This is a genomic window from Colwellia sp. MB3u-55 (assembly GCF_014076785.1).
In the GTDB taxonomy this organism is placed as follows: domain Bacteria; phylum Pseudomonadota; class Gammaproteobacteria; order Enterobacterales; family Alteromonadaceae; genus Colwellia_A.
Genome location: NZ_JACGUS010000115.1, coordinates 82,405 through 104,041 on the forward strand (window position 1 = coordinate 82,405; position 21,637 = coordinate 104,041).

Consider the following 21,637-nt stretch of genomic DNA (forward strand, 5'->3'; position numbering starts at 1 on the left):
TGAAACTAAACAGCATTTCGCTTTAACTATACTTGTTAGTTAATTGTTTGGTGAAAATATCTTTAAGTAGAGTTAATTCATTGATTCTGACATAGCTCAGTCTAATGACTTGGGCAATGGTGTGGTTTGGCCCGGGTTCATTTCAATGAATCGCCCGAAGCGCTGACTCGTTGTAGGTCAATGGGTCTAAGGCTATCTGTGGCACAAGTGTTGTGCCAAGTTTTCCTGCAACCATAGGTATCAAAGTATGAGGACTTGCAAATCAACATCAGTGTCTTGCTTTTTGTTTAAAGGCTGCAAGCTGGTAAGGCATGATCTTTTAAGCAATGGCCTGCTTTTAACAACATCAGCTTATCAATTTTTAACGCTGCACTGGTAATTTTCGGTACTTTTTTGGACACTCATCCTTATGACAGCCCCAATAAAAGTATTCTTGGCAAAAATTGAAACTCATAAATCCTTCAATAGGTTAGTAGGGCAGGGTAATGCAAGGATAGAGGCATCAATTTCACCGCCGCGTACCTTTTCATCAAGTAGATGTGATGGGCCTTCAACAATTTTTAATTGAAAATATTAAACCATTCATTATGTAAAATAGAACATTATCTTCAATTTAATCAACTATTCAATTCTCCTTATTCTTCTTATGCTAACGATGAAGTTTTATAAACCCATTATTATAAAAAGGACTGCACATGTTTAAGAAAACCCTTCCGATTGCTGCGGCAATCTCTGTTGCTTTATCTGCAATGGTAATACCTACAACGGCATTCGCGGCCAATGAAGCAAAAACCAATCAGTTTTGGTGGCCAGATATGTTAAATCTTAGCCCCTTACGCCAGCATAGCGCTGAATCTAATCCATACGGCGAACAATTCAATTATGCTGAAGAATTTGCCAGTCTTGATTTAACCCAACTTAAAAAAGATATTCAAACCACACTGACTGACTCAAAATCTTGGTGGCCTGCAGATTGGGGGCATTACGGCCCATTAATGATCCGCATGGCATGGCACAGTGCTGGTGTGTATAGAGTACATGACGGGCGTGGCGGTTCGTCAGGTGGGCAACAACGTTTTGAACCCCTTAATAGTTGGCCTGATAATGCTAACTTAGATAAAGCGCGTCGATTATTATGGCCGGTTAAACAAAAATATGGTCGTAAAATTTCTTGGGCTGATTTAATGGTGCTTTCGGGCAATGTAGCGCTAGAGTCTATGGGCTTTAAAACCTTTGGTTTTGCTGGTGGCAGAGCGGATGACTGGGAACCTGATTTAGTTTATTGGGGATCTGAAACAACCATGCTTACGGATAATCGTCGCGATAAAAAGGGTAAATTGAAAGGCCCTCTTGCTGCAGTAGAAATGGGTTTGATTTATGTTAATCCAGAAGGCCCTCATGGTAAACCTGATCCACTCTTAGCTGCTCAAGACATCAGAATGTCATTTGGTCGCATGGCGATGAATGATGAAGAAATTGTTGCTTTAAGTGCTGGTGGTCATACTTTTGGTAAGGCACATGGAGCGAAAAAACCCAGTGATTGTGTTGGTGCAGAGCCGGCAGCAGCTGATATTGAAGCACAGGGTTTAGGCTGGAAAAACAAATGTGACAGCGGTGTTGGCGCAGATACCATAACCAGCGGCTTAGAAGGTGCTTGGACAACGACACCAACACAATGGTCGACGAATTACTTAGACAACCTAATGAACTTCACTTGGGTTCTAACGAAAAGTCCTGCTGGAGCTAAACAGTGGACACCTGAAAATAAAGCTGCGGTCAACTTAGTACCTGATGCCCATATCCCTAATAAACGTAATGCACCCATTATGTTTACTACTGATATTGCTTTAAAAGAAGACCCTGAGTTTCGTAAAATTGTTGAACGTTTTAGAGCAGAGCCTGAAGCATTTGAAAAAGCTTTTGCTCGAGCTTGGTTTAAATTAACACATCGTGATATGGGGCCTCGTGCAAGATACGTAGGCAGTGAAGTGCCCAGTGAAGTACTAACATGGCAAGACCCTATTCCTGCTGTCAACTATCAAATGGTTACCAAGCAAGATATTGCTGAGCTGAAAAAGCAAATAACACAGTCAGGTTTAACCACTGCTGAGTTAGTGAGAACGGCTTGGGCTTCAGCGTCGAGTCATCGTGTTACGGATATGCGCGGCGGTGCTAATGGTGCTCGCATTAAACTAGAGCCACAAAATAGTTGGACGGTTAATAATCCTGCTGAACTTAATAAAGTATTAACAACACTTGAAGTTATTCAAGCCAAATACAATAAGCAATCGGCTATAAGGCAAGTATCACTAGCAGACTTAATCGTATTAGGTGGCACAGCAGCTATTGAAAGTGCAGCCAAAAAAGCAGGTACAACAGTAGCTGTGCCCTTTATGCCAGGCCGTGCTGATGCAACACAAGCACAAACTGATGTTAAATCATTTAATTATTTAGCACCTAAAGCGGATGGCTTTCGTAATTTTTATACGGATGAAAGTTACCTATCGCCAACAGAGATGTTAGTAGATAAAGCCAATTCTCTTGGTTTAAATGTCCCTGAAATGACAGTATTGGTTGGCGGTATGCGAGCACTTGATGCAAACTATGACGGTTCATCTTTTGGGGTGTTTACAAATACCCCTGGTGTGTTAACGAATGATTTCTTTGTAAATTTATTAGATATGTCTACCGTGTGGACTAAAGATGAATCTACAGCTGGAGTTTATATCGGTGCTGACCGCGCTTCAGGCAAGGTAAAGTGGCAAGCGACACCGGTTGATCTTATCTTTGGCTCGAGCTCTGAATTAAGAGCCATTGCCGAAGTGTATGCCTCAGATGATGCTGACAAAAAGTTTATTAATGACTTTATTAAAGCCTGGGTTAAAGTGATGCAACTAGACCGCTTTGATTTAAAGTAAGCTTGTTCTTTGAACTATATCGCTAATACGCCCAAGGGTGTATTAGCTTTTTTTGGCAATAACATCTCATTCAAAACAGGGTTAATTGATGCAACTAGACCGCTTTAATATAAAGAATAACGAGACTAGCATCAGCTGAAAAGTTGACGTCACGTAAATAGCCACAGGGTGATTTAGGAAGTGTTAACGGTTGCTTTATCTTTAGATCAATAATTTCTATTTTAGTTTGTGCATCGGCATTAACACCAGTGACTTGACAACAGCCATTTTTGGAAAAGTAAGTGAAACTAACGTCCCAATGTGCAGAGTAGTTTAGTGCTTATGTTTTTGCTTTTATATAATAAGCATAAGCCTGTTTATATTCGTCTGCTTTACTATTCGTTTTGCTTAAAGCAATATATTGATCCTTTGGGCTAATACTTTCGACAGAATAGCGGGCACCATTTTAATAAATAAGTTTCGTTGAATAATCATCATTTTGATAACGGTCTGCGTCAAAAAACTTAGGGCCCCTTTTATTATAGGCAACAATAAACTGTTTATTATCTTAATGCTAAACAAAAAAATAAGCTTTTAAATCTTTATCTGGGATAAATTCGGTTATGTTGCTTAATAACTCTCTTACATATAAGTGATCTAATTCGTCATCGCACCTGTCTGCGGTATAAATAATTCTGTCGTCTTTAGGAAACCAACTTACTCCAAAAACAGAGACAACTGTACACTGAGTTAATTGTATTGGGGTTGAGCTATTAAGTGGCTTATATTAGGCATTAAAAATACCAGTTTTATCATTACTGATCAAAATTGCACAGGCATCAGGATTAATTGAGAAGCAAGAGACTGAGGTTTTTCTAAAGAACTCTTCTGCATTATAGGTCTCAAAGACAGGTTCCTTTTCTTCGATAACGGTTTGTTTAGCTACTTATTCTGCGGGTTTAGAACAGGCAAAGGGTAATAGTCCTGTTCAAATTATTGTAATCAATGGCGGACACTTTATCACGGGTGAAACCCGTTTATTGCGATGTTCAAGAAACCAAGACAGTTACTTGTTTTTTTTTCTATACCCGTATAGTGCATAAAATAAAGATTACAGATACGTTAATCAATGATGATAAATTTTACTTTATTTAACCCGTTTTAGGGTAGCATCTAAAAAACGATTGAAATTAGCTATGCCAAATAAGACCTAAATACAGCTAATACAAAAACAGGGCAACTAATTTATTGATTTTCCTAGCCATCAATAGGGTATCTCGTATACCTTAGTAGTATTCAAATACTGATGAGAAATAACCTTGCAACCCATTATTCAAATCACAGATGTTAACAAAGTATATGCGGGTGGTTTTCAAGCACTTAATAATATTAATTTATCAATAAAACCTGCTGAAATCTTTGCCTTGCTAGGACCAAACGGCGCAGGTAAAACTACACTGATCAGCGCTATTTGTGGCATTGTTGATGCCACTTCTGGGCAAATCACCGTTGACGGTAAAGATATCGTTACCGGTTACCGACATACACGAAGTCTTATTGGCTTAGTTCCACAAGAGTTAACCACTGACGCCTTTGAAACTGTATGGACAACAGTTTCATTTAGTCGAGGTTTATTTGGCAAAAAACCGAATCCAGCTTTTATAGAAAAAACGCTAAAATCATTATCACTATGGGATAAAAAAGATAACAAGATGATTGAGTTATCCGGTGGTATGAAACGACGAGTGATGATAGCTAAAGCGCTCTCTCATGAACCTGCTATTTTGTTTTTAGATGAACCAACCGCAGGTGTTGATGTAGAGCTGCGCAAAGATATGTGGCAACTGGTTAGAGAATTACGCAACGACGGTGTCACCATTATTTTAACGACACATTATATTGAAGAGGCTGAGGAAATAGCCGACCGTATTGGTGTGATTAAAAATGGCCAACTCATTTTAGTGGAAGATAAAATAGCGTTAATGAACCAATTGGGTAAAAAGCAATTGATCCTCGATTTAAAAGAACCATTAAGTGAAATGCCTGCGCAATTGACTGACTTTAATTTGCAGCTACAAAATCAAGGGATGCAATTAATTTATAGTTATGACACCACCAATGAACACACAGGAATATCTGCTTTGCTTCAACAATTGTCATTAGCAGGTATTGCTTTTAAAGATATTAAAACAGATCAAAGTTCGTTAGAAGATATATTTGTTTCATTAGTAAGGGAAAAAACATGAATCGTTATGCTGTTGCGGCTATTTACAAGTTTGAAATGGCCAGGACTAAACGTACTATTTTTCAAAGTATTATTTCTCCAGTGATTTCGACGTCACTTTATTTTGTTGTTTTTGGTTCTGCCATTGGCTCTCGAATTACTGAAATAGATGGTGTGAGCTACGGTGCTTTTATTGTACCTGGATTAATTATGCTCTCGTTATTAACACAAAGTATTTCCAACGCCTCATTTGGTATTTATTTTCCTAAATTTACCGGCACTATTTATGAACTACTTTCTGCGCCGGTATCTTCCTTTGAGGTGCTGCTCGGTTATGTCGGTGCGGCAGCGACAAAATCCATTTTGCTAGCATTGATTATTCTCGCAACAGCGCATTTCTTTGTGCCTCTGGAAATAGCCCATCCATTTTGGATGTTGTTCTTTTTAGTGATGACCGCTATAACCTTTAGTTTATTTGGTTTTATTATTGGCATCTGGGCAGATAATTTTGAGAAACTACAAGTGATCCCACTTATTGTTATTACGCCTTTGGTTTTCTTAGGAGGTACTTTTTATTCTGTCAGTATGTTGCCGCCGTTTTGGCAAACCGTAACGCAATTTAACCCGGTTTTTTATTTGATTAGTGGCTTTCGATGGAGTTTTTATGAAGTGGCTGACGTAAGTTTACTAACAAGCTTTTTTGTGATGAGTGGCTTTTTAGCTTTTTGTTTATTAGCGGTTACTTGGATATTTAAAAGTGGTTATCAGATAAAACAATAATAGAGATAGGCTGTTTACGCTATTTAATCAAAAGTTACTAAAGGTTTTGTCCATTATGTACGACCTTTAGTGCTTTGTTTAGCCAATAAAATATAGGGTTACTTTGCCAATTAACAATACGCTTAAGCCAAATCCTATATTCAACACGAGTTCACTCTTGAGTAACATTTTTGATATTTTCATAAAACCTCTCCGCTTATTCAAATAAGTCTATTAAAATGAGATAAAAGGGCTTAGTAACGTAAACCAGAACCCTTTTTATTTTACTAAAAATTAATGTAAAACTTAGCTAATTAAAATACAAGCTAAGTTTTATTTTTAATCAACACTATTTATTATGACCGAAAGTAATATTATCAAAATAGCTTACGGTATCGGCAGCTCTGCCGTCAGTAAATTCAGGGAAAACTATCACCGAGTCAATATTAATGGTTTCAGCCATACCAATACGGCTAGAAAAGTCAAAAGTAAGCTCTTCCCATTCATTGATTTTAGTATTAGGAACCTTGATTTCTGCTTTTGCCGCAGCGCCTACAGAGAACTTTAATGCCACATCACTGATAACAGACTTATAAACCATTATTTTAACAATGCTATTGGTTGCGTCCATCGTAAAGGGTGTGGTATTGGCCGCCGTTGTTTCAGTACCAGCCCATGGCTGACCTGTCATTCTAGCGGTAAACATAGCAACTGTTGCTGAGTCATTCACTGTCGATGAAGCAGGGTTAGCAACAAATTCGAGTGCAGGGTTATCATCATTTTCAAATACCGCCCAAACAAAATCACTGCCTAAACCTGTGGCTTCAAAGTCATATGGAGTTCCTACAGCAACAAAGTTACCTTCAGAGACTTCTTCAGCAGCTGGGGTGGTAAAATCATCAAAGTAGAAAGTCCAGTTAGCGGCATCGCTCGCGGAATCGCCCATCACGCCATTATCAAAAATTAGTGTCAGTCTGGTTTCACTTGTACTGGTTGCGCCAGTAAAATCAAAGTTCAACTCTTCCCATCCTGAACCGGTATGGTTTGCTGTTCTTTCTGCATCCATATCGTCAAATTTAACTAATACAGGTACAGCACGAGAAGCCCAAACTTTCATGGTAATCATGCTATTAGCTGGAATTGCCGCCGGTGTAGTCAATGTCATGGTTGAGCCACCCCAAGTTTGACCCGCAGATTTAGTCATTTGACCCACTTGAGCGCTGGTATTAATACCCGTTGCATCTGGGTTGGCTAGCACAACAGCTGCTCCTCCATCAAAATCATTAAAGGTGTAACTTTGTGGGGCGGCTTCAAAATCAGTGGTACTTGTAGAGCCATCACCTACGACTTCTTCTTCAGCGGTTGCAGGTGTTGTTATTTCGTCATAATAAAAGGTCCAATCTGCCGCGTTTCCTTCTGCGTCACCCATAGTGCCTAAATCAAATATTACCGTAACGCTGTCTAAAGCGCCGGTTACATCATCTGCAAAATCGTAACTAAGATTTTCCCAGCCAGTGCCGGCATGATCCATTGATATTTCTTTATTAATGCCTTCAAGTTTAAATAACACAGGTACTGCACGCGCCGACCAAACTTTCATTGTGAAGGTGTTATCTTCCGCAGCCAAGGTTAATGCAGTAGGTAAAGTTAATGTACTGCCTCCCCAAGGTTGTCCAGCCAATTTTTTCATTTCTACGACTTGGTTGCTGGTATTTATGCCCATTGCTTGTGGATTAGTCATCACAGTTGACATGCCGCCATCAAAATTATTGAAAGCATAGGTCTCTGCAGCACCTTCAAAAGCAACCATATTACGTGTGTTTTCAACTGCAGCGTCAGCAACGGTAATGGTAAAGGTTTGCATTGTATCTACAGTGCCATCATTCACTGTTAAGGTGATCTCTGTAGCAGCAACATCACCCGATGCAGGTATGCCTGACAATATGCCTGTACTGTCATCAAACGTTAACCAAGAAAGCGCGCCTGGGACGGTCGTTGACATTGTCAATGTATCGCTGTCAGCATCGGTTGCCATAAGTGTGTAGGAGTATGACTCACCAACAGTAGCACTTGTAACGCCAGTACTTGTAATAACAGCAGCATTGTTAGCTTGTGCTGCAACAGTAACGGAAACAGTAAACGATTGAGTAATTTCATCAGTGCCATCACTTACGGTTAAAGTAATTGCTGTATCTCCGACATCACTATCTGCTGGCGTACCCGTTAAGCTTCCGGTTGCACTATCAAACGTTAGCCAAGCGGGTAGATTTGTGGCTGACATTGTTAAAGTGTCACCATCGGCATCGGCAGCGACTAGTGAGTAGCTGTAAGTGGAACCTGATTCAATTGTTGTGACGGCTGTGCTGCTAATAGTTGGTGCGGAGTTAACTTCTATAACGTCAGCAACTTTGTCATCGCTTGAACTTCCCCCACATGCAGATAAAGCTAAACCTAGGCTTAGGACGATTATGTTTTTGTTGAAGCTTTTTTTATTTTTTATATTAGTCATTTAGATCCCCTATAAACTGTTCAATTGTCATTTGATTATTTGCAGAATTTGCAATATAAAACCAAGCTTGTGTCATTATACTTTGGTTTGTATATAGTGCCGTGCTGCTTAGTTGAAGGTACTTACTTGGCTAATTAAATTGCCAAACTTGTTCTTCTTTTATTATTTTATGATGCATTTCTAGTTAAATTTAACTGAGATTAATCGTAGAAAAGCCAAAAATAAACTACAGTAAAAAGTGATACAAACAATCAGGAAACGGTGAGTCGTCCCTAATTTCATGGTCAAGTGGGTTTTCATTAAATTTTGTACCGAAATTGATTTTTTAGTGAGCGATCTGACTTTAAAGTGTACGAATCAATTAATGTAATGAGATAAATAATAGCTTTTATCCGCTAATTGTTAGCGGTGTTTTACAGGTGACGGGCGATCTTATCGGGCAATTACCCCTTAAGATAATGCAGAGTATTTATTAGTGTGATGTCAAGATACTAAGGTTTCACACTTATTAACGGGGTGTTTGTTGGTGTTAACTATTAAAAAGCTAATAGGTAAAGAGAGCAGTGAGCTTAGTCTTCATCATATTATATAGATGATGACTCATCCTGCTTTAAAGTTGTATTAGCCTCTTAATACAAAACCCAAGTAAAGCGGTAATTACAAAAGCCAAAAAGTCATCAAAAAAAGCCGTTCGACCCTGTTTTGTCCATTTCAACTTTGCACTATCCCATCTGACCGTATTTAAATGCTAATTAGTAAATCGTTGTGCTAAAAGATAGGCAGTTAATAACAATATTTTGTTTACGATTGTATTTGTATTCACGTGAGCTTTGTAGATAAAAGTAGCGTATAGACATTATAAAAATGATTATAAATATTTGATTTGGATATCTCTAGGGGAGAAGACATGAAAACTAAAAGCAGTGTTAAATTTAAAACACAAGGCTTGGCCGCATTAATAGGGCTAACGGTCACGTTAGGACTTGCTGGCTGTGGTGGTGCAGCCACCGAAACTAAAGCAGATATTATTGATCCACAACAACCTGTCTCTGATTGGAAAATGGTGTGGAATGATGAGTTTGATGCAAGCACAATAAACAGTCAAAACTGGACGCATGAAGTCAACTGTGACGGTGGTGGTAACCAAGAGAAACAATGTTACACCGACAGCGCTGAAAACTCATATATACAAGACGGTATATTAAACATTGTAGCCTTACCCGCAGCCGAGGGCTCCGCTTTACCTTACACATCAGCACGCATGATGACGCGTTACAAAGCCGATTTTAAATATGGACGCATGGAAATGCGCGCTAAAGCGCCTTCAGGACAAGGTAGCTGGCCAGCATTTTGGATGATGCCTACCGATGAAGAGTATGGCGAATGGCCACGTTCGGGTGAAATTGATATCTTTGAATCAGTTAACTTGGGTGTAGCGAGAGAAGACGGTACCGCAGAAAACCATGTTTACGGAACACTTCACTATGGTAAAAGTTGGCCTAACAATTCTCAATCAGGACAAGCTTATAGCCTAGCGAGTGGTGCTAACCCAGCTGATGATTTTCACACTTACGCCATTGAGTGGCAAGAAGGTGAAATTCGCTGGTACATGGATGACCATTTATATGCAACACAGCGACAATCCAAAATTCGCTACAACTCTAAAGATGAAGCGGTAGGCCTAGCACATCGAGGTTGGTTTACTGAATACTACGACCAGTTATCGGGTGAATTAAAAACCTATTGGAGCAAAGCTCCTTATGACAAAGAATTTTATTTAATACTTAACTTTGCTGTTGGTGGCACTTGGCCTGAAAATGTTAATGACTTAGGTGTTGATGCCACAGCTTTTGGTGCAGATAACAAATTTGAAATTGACTATGTACGTGTTTTCCAGTGTCAGCAAAATATTGATACCGGTAAAGGCTGTGAAACAGTAAGACCCGGTTACGATAGCTTAGAAGATGGTCTTATTGAAGGTAAAGCACCAGTTCCATTGCCTCCAAGTGATGGTGTTGCTAAAAACCTAGATATCTTTAACGGAACTTTAAATGCTAACTGGATTGCTTGGGATTGTTGTGGTGGTACTTCACCTGCAATTATCGCTGATGCCGATAAAGGCGATGCTGTTCAATTTAATATTAATGATAACAATGGCACCGTATTAGGTTTTTCAACGCGAGGCGGACATTTTGGAGATGATTTTTCTGGTGAGTCTAGCCCATTTGATGCATCACCATTGGTTGATTTAAATGGTACTTTGTCATTTGAAATGAAAGTGGTTACCCCACCATCTTCTGCGACTACTTGGTTATTAAAAGTTGAAGCCGGTGACGGCGGACCTAATACTGGCGATGTCGCGCTTAACACCAGTAATGAAGGTGCAGATCCTGTTGTGGGTCAATGGCAAACTTATACATTCCCATTATCAGTTTTACAAGACGCAGGTCTAGATCTTAGTGCAATTGATGTGGTGATGATATTTCCAGCTTGGCAAACAGGCGAAGGCGCTGAATACTTAATTACTAATATCGCGATTGAAGGTGACGTCGGCGGAGCGCCTGAACTAGTGGTCTTTACCGATGACGAAAATCCAAGCTGGCCAATGTGGGATTGTTGTGGTGGTTCTATGCCAACGGTTGAGTTAGATGATGATGCTCACGGTAACGTAGCTGAATTTTCTATCGGTGGTGAGCCAACGGTAATGGGCTTTATATCTAGAGCTGATAACACAGATTCACCTGCGCCATTTGATGCCTCTGCGATTCTTTCTAACGGTGTAATTCAATTTGAAATGAAAGTAACGGCTATGCCTGGTGATGCGGCTTGGATGTTCAAAGTTGAAGCAGACAATAATGCTACTTTTGCAGAACTTACCTTAACTGACTCTGTTGAAGGTGTTTCACCGGCTCTAGATCAATGGCAAACCTATACTTTTAACTTATCTGATTTAGCGAATGCTGGTTTAGATGTCAGTGCGATTGATGTCTTAATGGTATTCCCTGCATGGGGTGCTGGCGAAGGTGCCATTTACCGTTTAGATAACGTTAAAATTTATGACCCAACAGCAACATCTGTTAACAATGATGTTTTATTTGCTGATGCACCTGCTACAGGTTGGTCAATGTGGGATTGTTGTGGTGGTACAACACCTACACTTGAAAACGATGATACCGCTCATGGCGTAACGGCTGAATATGTTATTGGTTCACAACCAACGGTTGTTGGGCTTGATGCTGAAGATGGCGTTTTTGTAGATGCCTCAGGTATCTTAGCCAACGGTGTGGTGAAATTTGATGTTAAAGTTGTTACACCACCAAACGATGCGGCAAGTGTTTGGATGTTTAAAATCGAGTCAAATAAAGCCGATACTTTTGCAGAGCTTCCTTTAACAGGCAGCGCAGAAGGAAAAGCACCGACTACGGGTGAATGGCAAACCTACACATTCCCACTGCAAACATTATTTGATGCGGGTTTGGATATTAGTCAGATAGATGTATTAATGATTTTCCCTGCTTGGGGAACTGGAGAAGGGGCTGTTTTTCGTCTTGACAATGTGATGATAACGGCACTGTAACCACGATATTAGCAAAGGTTGAGCGGCTTTAAACAGCCGCCGTCATTAAAACTAATTTTAAGAAAGTAGGGTAACCATGAAACATTCAATTTTTAATAAAAAGCGCCTAGCTGTTTGTATATCAGCGGTTTTAGCAACCGGTTTGAGCAGTCAGCTTTATGCCGAAGAAGCAGTAACAGATAAAGTCAATAGTAGTGAAAAAGACGCTGCAATAGAAGTTATTCAAGTGACAGGTATCATGAGCAGTTTATCTCGCTCTATGTCAGTAAAAAGAAACGCTTCTGGCGTTGTTGACGTTATATCTGCTGAAGATATGGGTAAATTTCCAGACACTAACTTAGCCGAGTCATTACAACGTATTACCGGTGTTTCGGTCAGTCGTTCAAATGGCGAAGGCAGCCAGATAACCGTGCGTGGTTTTGGTCCAGAGTTTAACCTAATTACACTTAACGGTCGTCAAATGCCGGGTACAGGTAATTCACGTTCATACAGTTTAGAAAATTTGTCTTCTGATGGTGTTAGTGCTATTGAAGTACATAAAACAGCGCGTGCAGAAAACCCAAGTGGTGGTCTTGGCGCGACAGTTAATATTATTACCATGAAACCTTTTGCTAGCCCTGGTGAGAAATTTGTTCTTTCAGGAAAAGGTATTTATGACTCGTCTAATGTTGAAGGTGATGATGTTACTCCAGAATTTTCAGGCTTATACAGTAATACTTTTGCTGATGACACCTTTGGTTTTGCTTTGTCGTTCTCTCATCAACAACGTGACTTTCAACAACAATCGGCAAATATTCAAGGTTGGCAGTTTCAGCCAGACGCACAGCTCCCGACTTTAGATGATGACAAAGTCATTGATAATCGTGATGCAAATGCGGCAGCGGGTGCTTTTTTCCCTCGTGATATGAACTATGGTATTGCTAACGTTGAGCGTGAAAGAACCAATGCCAATGTTACTTTCCAATATGCGCCTATTGAAAGTGTGATTATGACACTTGATTATACGATGGGAGAGTCAACTACGGGCACTAATTCTATTGGTTGGGGTCAATGGCACGATTTTGGCGGCAACATTGATGCTTACGAATTAGATGAAAATGGTACGGTTATCTTTGCCGATTTGTCTGGTAATGATGGCTCTTATACGGCCAATCGAAATACAACTGAAACTAATGAAAGCTCATTAGGTTTTAATGTTGAATGGCGACCGTCCGATGACTTTGTTTTTTCAGTCGATTACCATAGCTCAGAAAATAAAGCTGACAATGGCAAAGATAAAGGCATGAATGGCACGGGATCATTAGTTTTTGGTTCAGATCAATTGGTTAATAAACATTATGACTTCAGACAAGGTGATATTCCACAAGGGACAATCTTCTGGAAAAATGGCTCTACAACGCTTGCACCGAGTGAGATAGATTCACATTTTAGCCAATTTGAGCATACTCCTGGAAAGTCTGAAATTGATCAACTGCAAATCGATGGTTCTTGGGAAAACCCAGATGACTCGTCATTAAAGTTAGTTAAGTTTGGTGTTGCTCGTACTGAGCAAACCATGGGTGGTTCACGTTCATGGAGTGGCCTGATTGGTGGTTTCTTGTTTAATCCCAATTATTCAGCGGCATTTCCTGATGGAATGTTTGAGTACAATACAACCGATGGCTTTTTGGATGAATTTTCAAATGGCGACAACCCTATGGGGGCTGGATACTATTATAGTTTTGACTTTGATGAAGCGGTTGCTCGTTCAGCGTATTATTTAAACAGTGATGTATTAGGCGACGACTTTTTTAGTACCGACGCTTACCGCCCTGGTAGTGTTCAATCACAATCTTCAGTAGATGAAGATACTACGAGTGTTTATGCATCGTCTTTATTTGAGTTTGAAGTTGCTGAATTACCCGTGCAGGTTAATGTTGGTTTTAGATATGAGCAAACCGATGTAACCAGTAATGTCTTGCAACCTATACCTACCGAAGTTTGGTGGAAAGGTGGCAGTGAGTGGCTTACTCAATATCAACCAGGTGAAAATACTATTTTATCGCTTGAAGGTGAGCATGATGTCTTTTTACCTATGATTGATGCCAAAATTGATCTTAGTGAGGAACTTGTTGCCCGTGCGTCTTGGGGGAAAACGATAGCTCGTGCTCCTTTAGGTAGCTTAGCTGGTGGTCGTTCATTAGGGGCAAGTACGCGTCCTAACTCTCGTATAGGTGGTGAAGGTAACACTAACCTTGACCCTTATGAGTCTACTAACCTTGATATTTCGTTAGAATATTATTATGCAGAAGGCAGTTATGCTGCTATTGGTTACTTTAGAAAAGATGTAAAGAATTTTATTAGTAGCCAAACGATAACGACATCAGTTGATGATATGCGTGATATTTATCAGGGACCACGTTGGAATCAAGCGGTATCTGATCTCGGTGGCACGCCAACCAGTGATGAAATTTTTGCACAAATGCAAGCTAACGGAGCGACGTTAAACGCTCAAGGCTTTATTGAACCAGCAGGTGATGATCCTTTAATGCAATGGGATATTACCCGTCCATTCAATGCCCCTGATGACAAGATGGTTGACGGCATAGAAGTCGCTGTTCAACATTTTTTTGGCGAGAGTGGTTTTGGTTTTGGTGCTAATGCGACCTTTGTTGATGGTGATGTTAAATTCGATGTTGATGACATAACTAAAGTTGATAGTGTTGCTGATTTAAAGCCGCAAACACCACTAACCGGTTTAAGTGATTCGGCTAACTTTCAATTGTTTTATGAAAAAGAAGGTTTGTCAGTAAAAGTCACTTACGCTTGGCGTGACGAATACCTTATTGGTGTAGGACAAGCTCAAGGTTCTTCTGATGCGCCACCACAATTTGCTAAAGAGTTTGGTCAAGTAGATATGAGTATTAACTACGACATTGATGAAAACTTTACGGTATTTGTTGAAGGGTTAAATCTGAATAACGAAACCGAGCAATCTTTTGGTCGTTACGAAGAGCAGTTTTTATCCGCTAGACAGTACGGTACTAGATATACTGTAGGTGTTCGTTACAGTTTTAAGTAAACCTGTAATCTAGTGAGTTTCAACTAATAGGCCTATATTGTTTTGCGATATAGGCCTTTTTTTTATTTTATAACCTTATATCTATAAGCTCGTTAGTCGAGTCAATAATCAAAAGAGACGCTTTATGTTAACAATTCGCGAAAAAATTGCTTATGGCTTGGGTGATACCGCCAGTAATATTATTTTCCAAACGGTAATGATGTTTCTGTTGATTTTTTATACTGATGTGGTGGGTATTTCGCCAGCTGTTGTTGGCACTATGTTTTTAGTGGTGCGTTTATTTGACGCGATAACTGATCCGCTGATGGGGGCACTTGCTGACCGTACTAGAACACGTTTTGGACAATTTCGACCTTATCTACTTTGGCTCGCTGTGCCGTTTGGCATTATTTCTATTATGGCATTTACTACGCCAGACTTGACGGGTAACGCTAAGGTTATATATGCCTTTGTTACTTATACCTTGTTAATGATGGTCTATACCGCAATTAATATCCCATATTCTGCGTTAGGTGGTGTTTTAACGACGCAGCCTGCTGAACGCGTATCAGTGCAAACTTATCGATTCGTTTTAGGAATGCTCGGTGGATTAATTGTTGCCGCAGGCACTTTGCCTTTAGTTGAGTATTTTGGTGATGGTGATAAAGCCAAAGGGTATCAGCTCACTATGGTCGCGATGAGCCTTTTAGGCGTGGCGATGTTTCTATTATGTTTTGGTGGTACTAAAGAACGTGTTTGCGTACCTGAAAATCAGCAAACATCCTTTTTCGACGATTTAAAAGCACTGTGGCAAAATGATCAATGGCGAATATTGTCGCTGGCAGGTTTATTTTTATTAACAGGCCAAGTATTAAGAGCCACATTAGCGATATATTATGTTAAATATGTGCTCGGTCTCGAAGCGCAAATTACTTTATTTATGTCGCTGGGCATGATTGGTAGCATTTTAGGCTGCGCTTGTGCTCAAGCTCTTGCAAAAAGAGTCTGCAAGATTAAGGCTTATATTAGTTTACAGCTCATTGCCGCTTTTATCTGTGTGATCAGTTATTTTGTCCCCAAAGATCAAGTAACCACCGCCTTTGTATTGTTTTTTTTATGGAGCTTCTTTTTACAAATGGCAACCCCTTTGTTGTGGGCAAAGATGGCTGACACCATTGATTATGGTCATTTGAAAACAGGTGTTCGCATAACAGGCATGGTCTATTCTTCGGTGGTGTTTTTTATCAAATTAGGTGTCGCTTTTGGTGGTGCTTTCGCCGGTTGGTTACTCGCTTATTATGGCTACCAAGCAGACGTTGAACAAACAGAAATGGCTAAAGAGGGGATTTTACTATCATTCACTGTTTACCCCGCATTAGGTTCAATACTTGTTGCCTGGGTCATGCGAAAGTACGTGCTTAACAAAGAAAAAGTTGAACAAATACATTTAGCCTTAAAGACTCACTGGGCTTAGTCGCTAAGCGAGAAGTGTCGTTTTTACCGCAAGGCTAGTCCATCTTGCCTTGTTTTGATTGCGATACATCCTAGTTCCCTTATTGTTGCTCTAATATTGCTAATAAATAACGCTATGTAGCTGAGATAACGTTATGAATTTGGAGCTTCAACAAAATGAATAATAAACAAAATAACAAAAAATCATTGCTGGTCTTGGTCTTAATTTTGATCCCCGTATTACTTGTTGGCCAAGAACTGATAAGCGACGATGAACGTTATCAGCCCGAGGAACCTCATTTATCTTCTGTTCATCAGGGTGACAAGCAAAGTGATCATAGTGAAAAAGATAACACGGTAGTCTGGGCAATTAATGTTGGTGGTAGTGAATATGTTGGCGTTGACGGTATAAGCTATCAAGCAGATCAATCGATAACTACTGGTGATATAGGTACGATTGAAAATATCAAAGGCTCACAAGATAGTTTTATTTATCAATCTTTTCGCTTTGGTAATATCGGCATTAAGCAACCCATGGAAAATGGACTGTACGATATCATTTTTAAATTTGCTGAACCCGAAGACAACGCTATGGATGCTCGTGTCTTCAATGTGTTTGCTGAGAATAAGCTGGTTATTAGTGATTTAAATGTCAGGCTTGCTCGAGATGGTAAGCATATATCGGCCTTAGCACGAGCTGTTTATAGTATTGAAGTAACCGATGGGCAACTAGATATAAACTTTGAAGCGATCAACGGGCAGCCAATCCTTAATGCCTTAATTGTCCGTAAAAAAAATACTGAGTCAAAGCAATGGCAATTGGTTTGGAGTGATGAATTTAATTATCAAGGTAAGCCAGATCCAAATAAATGGAGTTATGATATTTGGCCTGCTCGTAAGGTGAACAGTGAAGATCAAACTTATACCGATAACCTCAAAAATGTCCATGTAAAAGACGGTAATTTAGTGATCACCGCCTATAAAGAAAATTTAGATGATGCAAAATATACCTCTGGCCGTATTCACTCACAAGGTAAAGGTGATTTTCTTTACGGACGTGTCGACGTTAGAGCTAAGTTACCGGCAGGGCAAGGCACTTGGTCAGCTATTTGGATGTTACCTAGTGATCCTTTTAAATATTCAAGCACCTGTCAAGAAAACGACGATTGGCAAGGCAGTGCAACCTGTGATGCTTGGCCTAACTCGGGTGAAATAGACATCATGGAACACGTTGGTTACGACATGCAAACCATTCATGGTACCGTGCATAATAAAGCTTATTATTGGGCGAATTGGGAACAAAGAAAGGGCAGTATCGAAGGTCAAGATGTTGAAAAAGCTTTTCATCTTTACTCCGTTGAGTGGACGCCAGAGAGTATTACCGTATTGTTTGATAATGTGCCTTATTTCTTTTATAGCAATGAATCTAGCGGCTGGCGCGCTTGGCCTTACGATCATCCTTACCACGTTATTCTAAACCTTGCGATTGGCGGTATGTGGGGCAAAGCAGGTGGACCCATAGATGACAGTATTTTTCCGGTATCAATGGAAGTTGACTTTGTCAGAATATTTAAACCTTTAAATCAGTAAACCGTAAATTTTAGAAATAGATGAATTTAAACATTCATCTATTAATTTATTCAATTATTTAGAACAGTAAAGTACCTTGAGTTTAGGTAGGAATTAAAAATGAAAATATGTAATACCCACAACAATCAAGTGACCGGTGAATTTGTCACTATCGCTGACGAACGTTTTTATGCCATTAACAATGTTAATAAGATGGCTCCTTTTTTTGTTAGCGTTATTTCTAATAGTGACCATTGGCTATTTGTTTCATCAACGGGTGGATTAACCGCAGGGCGTGTATCGCCAGAGACGTCTTTATTTCCTTATATTACCGTAGACAAAATTCATGAAAGTGAGTTAAATACCGGTTGTAAAACTTTATTACGTGTTAATACGGGTAGTGAAAAGGTTGATTGGGAACCCTTTAATCGTGAGCATGAACTTCGTTTTAATATCACCAGAAACTTATACAAGAACGTTTTAGGCAATAAACTGTGTTTTGAAGAAATTCATAATGATTTGCAGTTAGCCTTTCGCTATACCTGGGCAACGAGCGACACTTATGGTTTTGTAAGGAAATGTGAATTAGAGAACTTATCAGATAAACCTTTAAGTGTTGAAATTATTGATGGTTTTCAGAATATTTTACCTGCAGGCACACCGCGCTTTACCCAAACAAATTCAAGCAATTTAGTGGATGCCTATAAGTGGACCGAGTTAGATGAAAGTTCAGGTCTTGCCTTTTTTACTTTGTTTTCGGGCATCACCGATAGAGCAGAGCCTTGTGAGTCATTAAAAGCCAATACGGTTTTTTGCCTTGGTTTAGATAACACTAATATTTTACTGTCATCTGAGCAATTAGGTGCTTTTCGACGTGGCGAACAGGTTGAACAGGAAACAACAAAGCGAGGTATTCGTGGCGCATATTTAGTGAATACTACCCTTGAACTTAAGCCGCACAGTGGTAAAAAGTGGCAATTTATTGCTAATATTGAGCAGACTCAAAGTCAATCTGTTGTCTTGCGTAGCCAGCTAGGCGACCAAAATAAACTTAACGACAATATCAACGATTCTATAGCCAATGGCTCTGATGAACTTGCTCGTATTATGGCTTCTGTTGACGGTTTTCAATTAACGGGTGAAGAGAGTGTTGCCGAGCATCACTATGCTAATGTCTTATTTAATGCCTTGCGTGGTGGTATTTTTGACGATCAATATCAGATCTCTGCAGATGACTTTACCAAGACGATTAATTTATTTAACCATAAGGTTTATCAACGCAATCAAGCGCTGTTAGACAGTTTGCCGGAAAAGTTAGATTTTGTGGAATTACTGACAGAAATTAAAACGTCTGGCGATAGCCAACTTGAACGCTTAGCTTCTGAATATTTACCTATATCATTTGGTCGTCGTCATGGCGATCCGAGTCGTCCATGGAACCAGTTCGCTATTAAATTAGTGGACGAAAACAATAAGCGTTTGTTAACTTACCAAGGAAATTGGCGAGATATTTTTCAAAACTGGGAGGCATTAACGTATAGCTATCCGCAATTTATTGAAAGTGTTGTTGCCAAGTTTGTTAATGCTTCGACGATGGATGGTTATAATCCTTATAGAATTACCAAAGAAGGTATCGACTGGGAAGTCGAAGAGCCTGATGACCCATGGAGCTATATTGGTTACTGGGGTGATCATCAAATAATTTACTTACAAAAGATGCTTGAGCTGTCGAAGCAATTTCATCCAGAAAAATTGACTGCGATGCTGCGCCAAACACTTTTCAGTTATGCCAATGTGCCTTATCGCATTAAGTCATTTGATGACTTGGTTAAAGATGCTAAAAGCACCGTCACCTATGACGAATCGCTCGCGCTTAACATTGAGCAACGTGTTAAAACAATGGGGGCTGATGGTAAACTGGTCCTTGATGCCAACGGGGATGTTTATCAAGTTAACTTGTTGGAAAAATTATTAGTACCCTTATTGTCTAAATTGGGTAATTTAGTGGTTGATGGTGGTATTTGGTTAAATACCCAAAGACCCGAATGGAATGATGCAAACAATGCCTTAGTTGGGCAAGGTTTATCTATGGTGACCTTATGTTACTTGCGTCGTTATGTTTGTTTTTTCCAAGAGTTAATTGCTAATGAAACACAAGATGTTGAGTTGTCTATTGAAGTTAACTTATGGTTGACGGATACGGCAAACGCATTAACACATTTAGTTTCAACGTTAACCCCTGAGCCAGTAACTGCTGAGGTACGCTATCAAAGTACTGCGGAACTAGGCATGGCAGCAAGCGATTACCGTCAAGCTATCTATAGCCAAGAAGGTTTTAGTGGCAAGACGCGTCAGCAGATTAGTCAGATCAGCGCTATGTTAAGTGATGCCCTAAAAGCGATTGAACATACGATTGAGACCAATGAACGCGCCGACGGATTATATAACGCTTATAATTTATTGAGCCTAGAAAATAAGACCTCCAAGGTTAAAAATCTGTACCCAATGCTCGAAGGACAGGTTGCTGCCTTAAGTTCTGGTGCACTTAAACCAAAACAAGTGGTTGATGTAGTCGAAGCGCTTTTTGCGAGTGATGTTTATCGCCCCGATCAAAAAAGTTTTATGCTTTATCCCGATAGAAAGCTGCCAAGCTTTTTAGAAAAAAATTGTGTTAATGCCCAGCAGGTACAAGAAAACGCTTCGCTGCAACAGATGCTTAAACAGGTTGATGAACGCATCATTTTGCAAGATATTGATGGTCAATATCGCTTCAATGCTGATATTACTAATAGCAATGTTCTACAAGATAAGTTAACTGAGCTTAGCCAAGAATATCCTCACGCACTAACAACTGATAAAACAGCGATTTTTGATCTTTATGAGCAAACCTTTAATCATCAAGCTTTTACTGGCCGCTCTGGTGGTATGTTTGGTTTTGAAGGTTTGGGCTGTATCTATTGGCACATGGTTTCTAAGCTTATGTTAGCGGTAGAAGAAAACTTTTTTAGCTGTGTTGAGCAAGGAGAAAGTGACGAGGTAAGGCGACAAATTGCCAGTTTATACTATCGAGTTCGTGATGGTATTGGTTTTAACAAAACACCACTTGAATATGGGGCATTTCCAATGGACCCATACTCTCACACCCCTAAACATTCAGGTGCACAACAACCGGGTATGACAGGACAAGTGAAAGAAGAAATACTTTCACGTTTTGGCGAGTTAGGGCTTCGCGTTAACGCAGGTGTTGTCTCGTTTGAACCAAGCTTATTGCAATCATGTGAATTTATTCAACAAGCAAAGCCATTTCGCTACCTAGATGTGAGCAAAAATTGGCAAGAAATAACGGTGCCAGCCATGGGGCTCGCTTTTACTTGGTGTCAGGTTCCAATTGTTTATCAGCTTAACGATAAAGTTGAACCTTCGTTAATAGTGACTTATAAAGACGGTAAACAGCAAACATTCTCAGCGTTGAGTTTACCTGCTAAAGAGAGTACTGAGTTGTTTCTTAGAAGCGGTCAAATACAGCAATTAACCTTAACGATATCAACTGATAATTTATTTTATTAATTATTATTTAGCATAATTTTTTGGTTGTTTGATTAAAGACGGG

The 21,637-nt window shown here is 39.6% G+C and carries 9 protein-coding genes; 8 read left to right on the plus strand and 1 reads right to left on the minus strand.

What is annotated here, in order from left to right; translation table 11 throughout:
• Positions 1 to 695: 695 nt before the first annotated feature.
• From katG to H4J66_RS11160, 3 genes are all read left to right on the plus strand, one after another.
• Positions 696 to 2,918, plus strand: coding sequence for a catalase/peroxidase HPI (gene katG, locus H4J66_RS11150; RefSeq protein WP_182174458.1), 2,223 nt, complete (start codon positions 696 to 698; stop codon positions 2,916 to 2,918).
• A 1,298-nt stretch (positions 2,919 to 4,216) separates the two neighbouring features.
• Positions 4,217 to 5,143, plus strand: coding sequence for an ABC transporter ATP-binding protein (locus H4J66_RS11155; RefSeq protein ID WP_182174461.1), 927 nt, complete (start codon positions 4,217 to 4,219; stop codon positions 5,141 to 5,143).
• A complete protein-coding gene (locus H4J66_RS11160; protein WP_070374125.1) occupies positions 5,140 to 5,901 on the plus strand; it encodes an ABC transporter permease in 762 nt (253 codons plus the stop codon). Before H4J66_RS11155 ends, H4J66_RS11160 begins: the two co-directional genes overlap by 4 nt.
• A 328-nt stretch (positions 5,902 to 6,229) precedes the next feature.
• Here H4J66_RS11160 and H4J66_RS11165 read toward each other — a convergent pair whose 3' ends face one another.
• Positions 6,230 to 8,389 (minus strand): putative Ig domain-containing protein, encoded by a 2,160-nt coding sequence (locus H4J66_RS11165; protein WP_182174464.1) that lies wholly within the window; start codon positions 8,387 to 8,389, stop codon positions 6,230 to 6,232.
• Between the two features lie 907 nt (positions 8,390 to 9,296).
• Between H4J66_RS11165 and H4J66_RS11170 the strand changes: the two genes are divergently transcribed.
• The 5 genes from H4J66_RS11170 (at position 9,297) to H4J66_RS11190 (ending at position 21,594) form a co-directional block, all read left to right on the plus strand.
• Positions 9,297 to 11,966 carry a glycoside hydrolase family 16 protein gene (locus H4J66_RS11170; RefSeq protein ID WP_182174467.1) on the plus strand — a complete coding sequence of 890 codons (2,670 nt, stop codon included), beginning with the start codon at positions 9,297 to 9,299 and terminating at the stop codon, positions 11,964 to 11,966.
• A gap of 76 nt (positions 11,967 to 12,042) precedes the next feature.
• Positions 12,043 to 15,027 (plus strand): TonB-dependent receptor, encoded by a 2,985-nt coding sequence (locus tag H4J66_RS11175; RefSeq protein WP_182174470.1) that lies wholly within the window; start codon positions 12,043 to 12,045, stop codon positions 15,025 to 15,027.
• Positions 15,028 to 15,151: 124 nt separating this feature from the next.
• Positions 15,152 to 16,480: a glycoside-pentoside-hexuronide (GPH):cation symporter gene (locus tag H4J66_RS11180; protein ID WP_182174472.1), complete on the plus strand. Its 1,329-nt coding sequence runs from the start codon at positions 15,152 to 15,154 to the stop codon at positions 16,478 to 16,480.
• A gap of 155 nt (positions 16,481 to 16,635) precedes the next feature.
• Positions 16,636 to 18,048 (plus strand): family 16 glycosylhydrolase, encoded by a 1,413-nt coding sequence (locus H4J66_RS11185; protein WP_182174475.1) that lies wholly within the window; start codon positions 16,636 to 16,638, stop codon positions 18,046 to 18,048.
• Positions 18,049 to 18,147: 99 nt separating this feature from the next.
• Positions 18,148 to 21,594, plus strand: coding sequence for a hypothetical protein (locus H4J66_RS11190; RefSeq protein WP_182174478.1), 3,447 nt, complete (start codon positions 18,148 to 18,150; stop codon positions 21,592 to 21,594).
• The last annotated feature ends 43 nt before the right edge of the window (positions 21,595 to 21,637 follow it).